At 50.3% G+C, this 6,302-nt stretch carries 2 tRNA genes and 3 rRNA genes; all 5 read left to right on the forward strand.

Annotation, left to right across the window (positions count from 1 at the left end):
* Positions 1-503 precede the first annotated feature (503 nt).
* The 5 genes from JO972_RS16565 (at position 504) to rrf (ending at position 6,232) form a co-directional block, all read left to right on the forward strand.
* Positions 504-2,043 (forward strand): 16S ribosomal RNA (locus tag JO972_RS16565).
* A gap of 243 nt (positions 2,044-2,286) precedes the next feature.
* Positions 2,287-2,362, forward strand: a tRNA-Ala gene (locus tag JO972_RS16570).
* Between the two features lie 12 nt (positions 2,363-2,374).
* Positions 2,375-2,451 (forward strand) — tRNA-Ile (locus JO972_RS16575).
* A 435-nt stretch (positions 2,452-2,886) separates the two neighbouring features.
* Positions 2,887-5,728: ribosomal RNA gene (locus tag JO972_RS16580) — 23S ribosomal RNA — on the forward strand.
* Between the two features lie 388 nt (positions 5,729-6,116).
* Positions 6,117-6,232 (forward strand): 5S ribosomal RNA (gene rrf / locus JO972_RS16585).
* The 16S, 23S and 5S rRNA genes sit together here with 2 tRNA genes alongside, the layout of an rRNA operon.
* Positions 6,233-6,302: the final 70 nt, after the last annotated feature.

A 6,302-nucleotide genomic window follows, 5' to 3' on the forward strand; every position in this document is an offset into this window, starting at 1 on the left:
TGGGTTGTGGCCTTGTTGTCAAAAAAGTGTGATTTTGTGGCCAAAAGATATTGACCTGAAACGATTTTCGAGTAGGTTCCGCCCGCCGCTCCGAACGGAGGGCACACGAGAGACACTCAAGTCGATCGGGTCAGCAAGCTGGAAACAGTGGCTGGTCGGTCGGTTTTTTTATCTCCGTGAGGGAAGCTTCGCAAGGAGTGTTCCGCTGATCTTTTACAGTGTTAGTCCTGCCTGCAAGGCGGAAAGTGTGATGAAGGTGTAACCACCACGGTTATGTTGGAGTGCTTTTCGGACGGTGTAGACAGGAAGGAAGAGGAAAGATTGAATTGTGCGCTGCGCCTGTTGAAAAATGGTGCGCAGATCATGTAGAGAATGGTCGCTTCGGCGATATGTTCTACTACTTGTCAATTTGGTAAACGTAAACTACGCCTGTGTTTTTAGGAATACAGGAAAATGAATACAAAGCCTATAACTGTTTAAAAGTCCATCTTAGGATGGCAATTTATACGGAGAGTTTGATTCTGGCTCAGAATGAACGCTGGCGGCGTGGATAAGACATGCAAGTCGAACGAGAATACTGAATAGCTTGCTAATTGGTATTCTAGTGGCGGACGGGTTAGTAACACGTGAGCAACATGCCTTAAAGTGGGGGATAGCCTTCCGAAAGGGAGATTAATACCGCATGTGGTCTTCGGATCAAAGATGCCTTCGGGTGTCGCTTTGAGATTGGCTCGCGGCCTATCAGCTTGTTGGTGAGGTAACGGCTCACCAAGGCAACGACGGGTAGCTGGTCTGAGAGGATGATCAGCAACACTGGAACTGAGACACGGTCCAGACACCTACGGGTGGCAGCAGTCGAGAATCATTCACAATGGACGAAAGTCTGATGGTGCAACGCCGCGTGGAGGATGAAGGCCCTAGGGTCGTAAACTCCTGTCATGTGAGAGTAAGGCATAGTCGGTTAAGAGCTAGCTATGTTTGATAGTATCACAAGAGGAAGGGACGGCTAACTTCGTGCCAGCAGCCGCGGTAATACGAAGGTCCCGAGCGTTATTCGGAATCACTGGGCGTAAAGAGTACGTAGGCGGTTTGGTAAGTCAGGTGTGAAATCCCGGAGCTCAACTCCGGAACTGCATCCGATACTGCCAGACTTGAGTAATGGAGGGGCAGGTGGAATTCTTGGTGTAGCAGTGAAATGCGTGGATATCAAGAGGAAGACCAATGGCGAAGGCAGCCTGCTGGACATTTACTGACGCTGAGGTACGAAGGCCAGGGTAGCGAAAGGGATTAGATACCCCTGTAGTCCTGGCAGTAAACGGTGCGCGCTTGGTGTAGGAGGACTCGACCCCTTCTGTGCCGGAGCTAACGCGTTAAGCGCGCCGCCTGGGGAGTACGGTCGCAAGACTAAAACTCAAAGAAATTGACGGGGACCCGCACAAGCGGTGGAGTATGTGGCTTAATTCGATGCAACGCGAAGAACCTTACCTAGGCTTGACATGTATTGCTAAGCACGTGAAAGCGTGTGACCCTTCGGGGACCTTACACAGGTGCTGCATGGCCGTCGTCAGCTCGTGTCGTGAGATGTTTGGTTAAGTCCAGCAACGAGCGCAACCCCTGTGAATAGTTGCCAGCACGTAATGGTGGGGACTCTATTCAGACCGCCCGGGTCAACCGGGAGGAAGGTGGGGATGACGTCAGGTCAGTATGGCCCTTACGCCTAGGGCTGCACACGTACTACAATGCCCAGTACAATGAGAACCGAAACCGTGAGGTGGAGGAAATCTACAAAACTGGGCCCAGTTCGGATTGGAGGCTGCAACTCGCCTCCATGAAGTTGGAATCGCTAGTAATGGCACATCAGCTACGGTGCCGTGAATACGTTCCCGGGTCTTGTACACACCGCCCGTCACATCATGGAAGCCGATCGCACCCGAAGTATCTGCGCTAACTTTATTGAAGCAAGGTCCTAAGGTGTAGTTGGTAACTGGGATGAAGTCGTAACAAGGTAGCCGTAGGGGAACCTGCGGCTGGATCATCTCCTTTCTATGGAGTAATTCGCAAACGGTCTCACCGTCCCTGCGAAAGGTCGACGCCTAACCCGAGCTTGCTCGGCAGGGTGTCTAAGTGGACTGAGGAAACTCAACCACGACTTATTAATTATTAAGCGCACCATGTGTTAAAACGTGGCTGCAGCGTGCAATTCAATCTTTCACCCGTTGTTCAGCAATGAACGGCAACTCTTCAATCACAACCGCCCTCGATGAATGCCTGGCATTGATCATTAAAGGGGGTATAGCTCAGTTGGTAGAGCGCCTGCTTTGCAAGCAGGATGTCATCGGTTCGAATCCGGTTACCTCCACCATCAAAACTAAAAGGGCCTGTAGCTCAGTTGGTTAGAGCACACGCTTGATAAGCGTGGGGTCGCAAGTTCAAGTCTTGCCTGGCCCACCATTTGATTTTGAATGGTAGAAGGTTGTAACGCAAAAAACACAAAACACTGTAAACGAGACGCAAGTCGTTCTTTGACATCTGTAGAGAAATTATTTTGGGCGAGCCTCACCTACGGTTATCTATACGGTAACACATGGTGAAAGTCTGAAATAATTGATATTTCCTGTTCTGTAATGGCTGTCTGGTGCAAACTGGACGGTTCAATATAAAACAATACAATTGTTCCACATGAGCTTTAGTCTTGCAGTCCTTGGAAATACTCGAAACCAACCAAACTTATACCGTTCCAGCAATGGAGCGAGTATGAAAACAAAACAAAACTAACGATCTGAACGTCGCAAGACGTGAAGAGAGAAAGAACCAAAAATTTATGGCAATAAATTTCGTTACCGTCGGGTTTACCCGATGATAACAGAAGCTGAATTTCGAATAAGAGATCAAGCTTTAAAGGGCACATAGTGGATGCCTTGGTGCTAGAAGGCGATGAAGGACGTGATAAGCTGCGATAAGCAACGGTGAGCTGCAAACAAGCTCTGACCCGTTGATTTCCGAATGGGGTAACCTGATACCATTAATATGGTATCGTTTCTTCCTGAATAAAATAGGGAAGGATACGCAAAACCCGGTGAAGTGAAACATCTCAGTAACCGGAGGAAAAGAAAGAGAAATCGATTCCGTGAGTAGTGGCGAGCGAAAACGGAAGAGCCCAAACCGGAGGATTTATTCTCCGGGGTTGTAGGACCCCGCTGTGGGACTTGAGAAGATAGGTGAATGCTTTGGAAAGAGCAGACATAGAGCGTGACATCCGCGTAACCGAAATCTTCGATGGCCCTAGGGTGTTCCTGAGTAGCACGGGACACGTGAAACCCCGTGTGAATCTGCGCAGACCACTGCGTAAGGCTAAATACTAACTAGCGACCGATAGTGAACCAGTACCGTGAGGGAAAGGTGAAAAGTACCCCTGTGAGGGGAGTGAAATAGAACCTGAAACCATGTGCCTACAAGGTGTAAGAGCAAGGACTTGTCCTTGTGATTGCGTGCCTTTTGCTTAATGAGTCTACGAGTTAGTGTCTGTGGCAAGCTTAAGTCCTTCTGGGACGCAGGCGTAGCGAAAGCGAGTCCGAATAGGGCGACCACAAGTTGCAGGCGCTAGACCCGAAGCGGAGGCGACCTACCCATGGCCAGGTTGAAGCAGCGGTAAAACGCTGTGGAGGACCGAACCGATGTGTGTTGAAAAACGCTCGGATGAGCTGTGGGTCGGAGTGAAAGGCTATTCAAGCCCCGTGATAGCTGGTTCTCCTCGAAATGCATTTAGGTGCAGCGTTGCGTGTTGATGAGTGGGGGTAGAGCACTGAAAGGGCTAGGGGGCATACCCGCCTACCAACCCCTATCAAACTCCGAATACCATTCAATAGAGCGCAGCAGTGAGACAGTGGGGGATAAGCTTCATTGTCGAAAGGGAAACAGCCCAGATCAGCAGCTAAGGTGCCAAAATCATGCTAAGTGGAAAGGAGGTGGGGTTTCTTAGACAGTGAGGATGTTGGCTTAGAAGCAGCCACCATTTAAAAAATGCGTAATAGCTTACTCATCGAGAGACCCTGCGCCGAAAATGATTGGCGATAAGCATGATACCGAAGCTCTGGATGTCATGTTCCTGCGGGAACATGGCGTGGTAGAGGAGCATTGTCAGCTGGATAGAAGCGGAAGGGCGACCGACCGTGGACTGCTGACAAGAGAGTATGTAGACATTAGTAACGATAAGCCGGGTGAAATCCCCGGCCGCCGTAAACCCAAGGTTTCCCGGGCAACGTTTTTCGTCCCGGGGTTAGTCGGGACCTAACCCGAGGCCGATAGGCGTAGGGGATGGTAAGCTGATTAATATTTCAGCACCTGCAAAGTGAAGGGGACGCTTTCTGGATTGCAACCAGGTTATTGAATTCCGAGCGGAGGCCTTGTGCCGAAGCGTATTGCATGAAAGAGGGCCAAGAAAAGCCGACACGACTAAAAGCAGCCCGTACCGTAAACCGACACAGGTGGGTGGGTAGAGTATACCAAGGCGCAAGAGTGAAACCTGGTCAAGGAACTCGGCAAAATAGCTCCGTAACTTCGGGATAAGGAGTGCCCCCTTCGGGGGGCCGCAGTGAAATGGGTCAACCGACTGTTTAGCAAAAACACAGCATTGTGCAAAGACGCAAGTCGAAGTATACGATGTGACACGTGACCAATGCCAAAAGATTACGATGAGATGTTAGCCTTTATTGGCAAAGCTTCGAGTCCAAGTCCTGGTGAATGTCGGCCGTAACTATAACGGTCCTAAGGTAGCGAAATTCCTTGTCGGGTAAGTTCCGACCTGCACGAATCGTGCAACGAGTTGACCACTGTCTCGACCAGGAGCTCAGTGAAATTGTAGTGCCGGTGAAGATGCCGGCTACCCGCAGAAGGACGGAAAGACCCTATAGACCTTAACTGTAAGCTGTTACTGTTTATTCGATTTTAATGCTCAGCATAAGTGGGAGACTTTGAAACCAATCTTTAGGGGTTGGTGGAGTCGCCAGTGAGATACCACCCTTTGACATTGGATAATCTAACCCCGAGCCGTCATCCGGCCGGGGAACCGTGGCAGCCGGTCAGTTTTACTGGGGCGGTATCCTCCTAAAGAGTAACGGAGGAGCGCGAAGGTTGGTTCAGCACGGTTTGCAACCGTGTGTCGAGTGTAATGGCACAAACCAGCCTAACTGTGAGACCCACAAGTCGAGCAGATACGAAAGTAGGCCATAGTGATCCGGCGGTAGAAAGTGGAATTGCCGTCGCTCAACGGATAAAAGGTACCTTAGGGATAACAGGCTGATCGCGCCCAAGAGTTCATATCGACGGCGCGGTTTGGCACCTCGATGTCGGCTCGTCGCATCCTGGGGCTGGAGCAGGTCCCAAGGGTTGGGCTGTTCGCCCATTAAAGCGGCACGCGAGCTGGGTTCAGAACGTCGCGAGACAGTTCGGTCCTCTATCCTCTGTGGGCGCAGGAAAATTGAGAGGTTCAAACCCTAGTACGAGAGGACCGGGTTTGACGTACCTCTGGTGTTCCGGTTGTTCTGTCAAGAGCATTGCCGGGTAGCTAAGTACGGTCCTGATAAGCGCTGAAAGCATCTAAGCGCCAAGCAGTTCTCAAGATTAATTTTCCCTGAAAGACCGTGGAAGACCACCACGTTGATAGGCTGGGGGTGGAAGTGCAGTAATGTATGCAGCTCACCAGTACTAATCGTCTGTCTGGCTTGATTTCTTCGAAATTCTTTTTTCAGCTTCCAGCTTGAAGAAAGCATCCATTTTGAAGAATCGAAACATTCAAAATTCAAGTTTGGTATGGTAAAAGCCATATGAAAACGAGTAAACCAAGGACAATAGACCAAAGCAAAGTGCGAACCAACGCATTGTTTTAAATCAATCACACAATACGAAATATCACTCTACGGATGTCAGCGAACAACGCTGCGTCAAACAAAGATCAGCCCGGATCTCCCGGAGCTGCACAATCTTACTCGAGATTTTTTCCCGATCTTTTCCAAGACCAACAAGACATACTCTACCACAAGTAACTACACAGGCACACCCGCTGCAAGTAACCAGACGTCCGGAGGCATTCATCATGCCGATGACCCCGCCTCCGGCGGTCTGGTGACCACAGCACAGTGGAACCACCCGGTCCCATCCCGAACCCGGAAGTGAAACGCTGTTGCGCCGATGGTAGTGGGGCGATAGGCCCTGTGAGAGTAGGTCGTTGCCAGGTCTATGCCCGGTTCCATCTTCACCGATGGAACCGGGCTTTTTTTGTGCCATCGTTTAACGCTCTCGTTGGC

It is taken from the genome of Oceaniferula flava, assembly GCF_016811075.1.
Classification (GTDB): domain Bacteria; phylum Verrucomicrobiota; class Verrucomicrobiia; order Verrucomicrobiales; family Akkermansiaceae; genus Oceaniferula; species Oceaniferula flava.